This window comes from Kribbella antibiotica (assembly GCF_004349055.1).
Classification (GTDB): Bacteria; Actinomycetota; Actinomycetes; order Propionibacteriales; family Kribbellaceae; genus Kribbella; species Kribbella antibiotica.
This window is the reverse complement of the sequence record NZ_SMKX01000286.1, coordinates 1-2,405: the sequence shown is the minus strand read 5'-3', so window position 1 is coordinate 2,405 and position 2,405 is coordinate 1. Positions and strand designations below refer to the sequence as shown.

The 2,405-nt window shown below is 71.1% G+C and carries 2 protein-coding genes; both read left to right on the top strand.

Annotated elements, in window-relative coordinates; all coding sequences use genetic code 11:
- Window positions 1-1,480, top strand: a 1,480-nt coding sequence (gene sucB / locus E1263_RS42195) for a 2-oxoglutarate dehydrogenase, E2 component, dihydrolipoamide succinyltransferase (RefSeq protein ID WP_238162075.1), incomplete at its 5' end; no start/stop codon positions are given.
- An 87-nt stretch (window positions 1,481-1,567) separates the two neighbouring features.
- Window positions 1,568-2,405 (top strand): TIGR01777 family oxidoreductase (locus E1263_RS42190; RefSeq protein WP_132178070.1); only part of this gene is annotated, 838 nt, incomplete at its 3' end.

The window sequence follows — 2,405 nt, the reverse complement described above, 5'->3', positions numbered from 1 at the left end:
CGCTCCGGCTGAGGCTGCTTCCGACGCTGCCCCCGCGGCCGCATCGGGCACCTCGGTCACCCTCCCCGCACTGGGCGAGAGCGTGACCGAAGGAACCGTCACCCGCTGGCTGAAGCAGGTCGGCGACGACGTAGCCGTCGACGAGCCCCTCCTCGAGGTCTCCACCGACAAGGTCGACACCGAGATCCCGTCGCCGGTCGCCGGCAAGCTTCTCGAGATCAAGGTCGCCGAGGACGAGACCGTCGAGGTCGGCGCCGAGCTCGCGATCGTGGGCTCCGGCGACGCAGCCCCCGCTCCGGCTCCGAAGGCCGAGGCTCCGGCACCGGCCGCCGCTCCGGCACCGCCGGCTCCCGCTGCTGCTCCGGCTCCCGCTCCGGCTCCGGCCGCACAGGCTCCGGCTGCTGCACCCGCTCCGGCTGCTGCTCCCCCGGCGCAGGCACCGGTTGCTCAGGCACCCGCCCCGCAGGCGCCGGCCCCGCAGGCGGCTCCGCCCGCGCAAGCCCCGGCTCCGCAGGCACCCGCCGTACCGGCTGCTTCGTCGAACGGGACCTCCACCGAGGGCCCGAACTACGTGACCCCGCTGGTCCGCAAGCTCGCGGCCGAGCACCAGGTCGACCTCAACTCTGTTGAGGGCACCGGCGTCGGCGGCCGGATCCGCAAGCAGGACGTCATCTCCGCCGCGGAGGCCCAGAAGGCCGCCGCAGCAGCGGCACCGGCCGCTCCGGCAGCAGCCGCCCCCGCCGCAGCCAAGGCCGCGACGGTCAGCCCGCTGCGTGGCACGACCGAGAAGATGAGCCGGATCCGCAAGGCGATCGCGTCCCACATGGTCAACAGCCTGAAGGTCTCGGCCCAGCTGACCACGGTGGTCGAGGTCGACGTCACCGAGATCGCCAAGCTCCGGAACGCGAAGAAGGCCGAGTTCAAGGCCCGTGAGGGCACGAACCTCTCCTTCCTGCCGTTCTTCGCTCTCGCCGCCATCGACGCGCTCAAGCAGTACCCGAAGCTGAACGCGTCGATCGACGAGGAGAAGGGTGAGATCACCTACCACGCTGCCGAGCACCTGGGCATCGCGGTCGACGTCGAGCGCGGCCTGATGGTCCCGGTCGTCCACAACGCCGGTGACCTGAACATCGCCGGCCTGGCGAAGAAGATCGCCGACCTCGCCGACCGCACCCGCAACAACAAGGTGACGCCGGACGAGATGGCGGGCGGCACGTTCACCATCACCAACACCGGTAGCCGCGGCGCCCTGTTCGACACCCCGATCCTGAACCAGCCGCAGGTCGGCATGCTCGGGACCGGTGCCGTCGTGAAGCGCCCGGTCGTCATCACCCACCCGGAGCTCGGCGAGACCATCGCGATCCGCCAGATGGTCTTCCTCGCCCTCACCTACGACCACCGCCTGGTCGACGGCGCCGACGCGGCCCGTTACCTGACGGCCGTCAAGCAGCGCCTCGAAGAGGCCCAGTTCGACGTCTGATCGACCTCGTAAGGCTGCGCGACCCGGCGCCGGTTTCCGTTCCGACGGACCGGCGCCGGTCCTCTTTCTCAGCAAGGAGCAACTCGGATGAAGTACGTGCTGGCCGGTGCCTCCGGATTCCTCGGTCAGGCCTTGGCCCGTGACCTGAGCGCCGACAACCACGACGTCATCCGCCTGGTCCGCCGTACGCCGTCCGGCCCCGGCGAACTGCGGTGGGACCCGGCCCGCGGTGAGCTGGACCTCGCCGGTATCGCCGACGCGGACGTCCTGATCAACCTGGCCGGCGCGAACATCGGCCGGCCCTGGACTCCGACGTACCGCAAGATCCTCCGCGAATCCCGCGTCACCACCACCGCCACCCTGGCCAACGCCGCCGCCCAGCTCGACAAGCGCCCCGCCCTTGTCACCCAGAGCGGTGTCGGCGGTTACGGCCTCGACTGCGGCGACGAGATCCTCACCGAGGACTCACCTCTCGGCGACGGCTTCCTGGCCGAGGTCGTCCGCGTCTGGGAAGGCGCGCTCGAACCGGCCGCCGCGGCCGGTTGCCGCGTCGCCTCACTCCGCACCGGCGTCGTACTGGCCCGCAAAGCCCCCGCCTTCCAACTGCTCACGCTCCCGTTCCGATTCGGCCTCGGCGGCCGCTTCGGCTCCGGCAAGCAGTACTTCCCCGTCGTCGCCCTGACCGACTGGCTCCGCGCGGCCCGCTTCGTCGCCGACGAAAACCTCAGCGGCCCGGTCAACGTCACCATCCCCACCCCAGCCACCAACGCCGAGGTAGCCCAAGCCATCGGCGTTGCCCTGCACCGCCCGGCCCTCATCCCGGTCCCCGGTGCCCTCATGCGCCTGGCCCTCGGCGAGTTCGCCTGGGAACTCCTAGGCAGCAACCGCACCCTCCCCACCCGCCTAGAGTCCAACGGCTTCACCT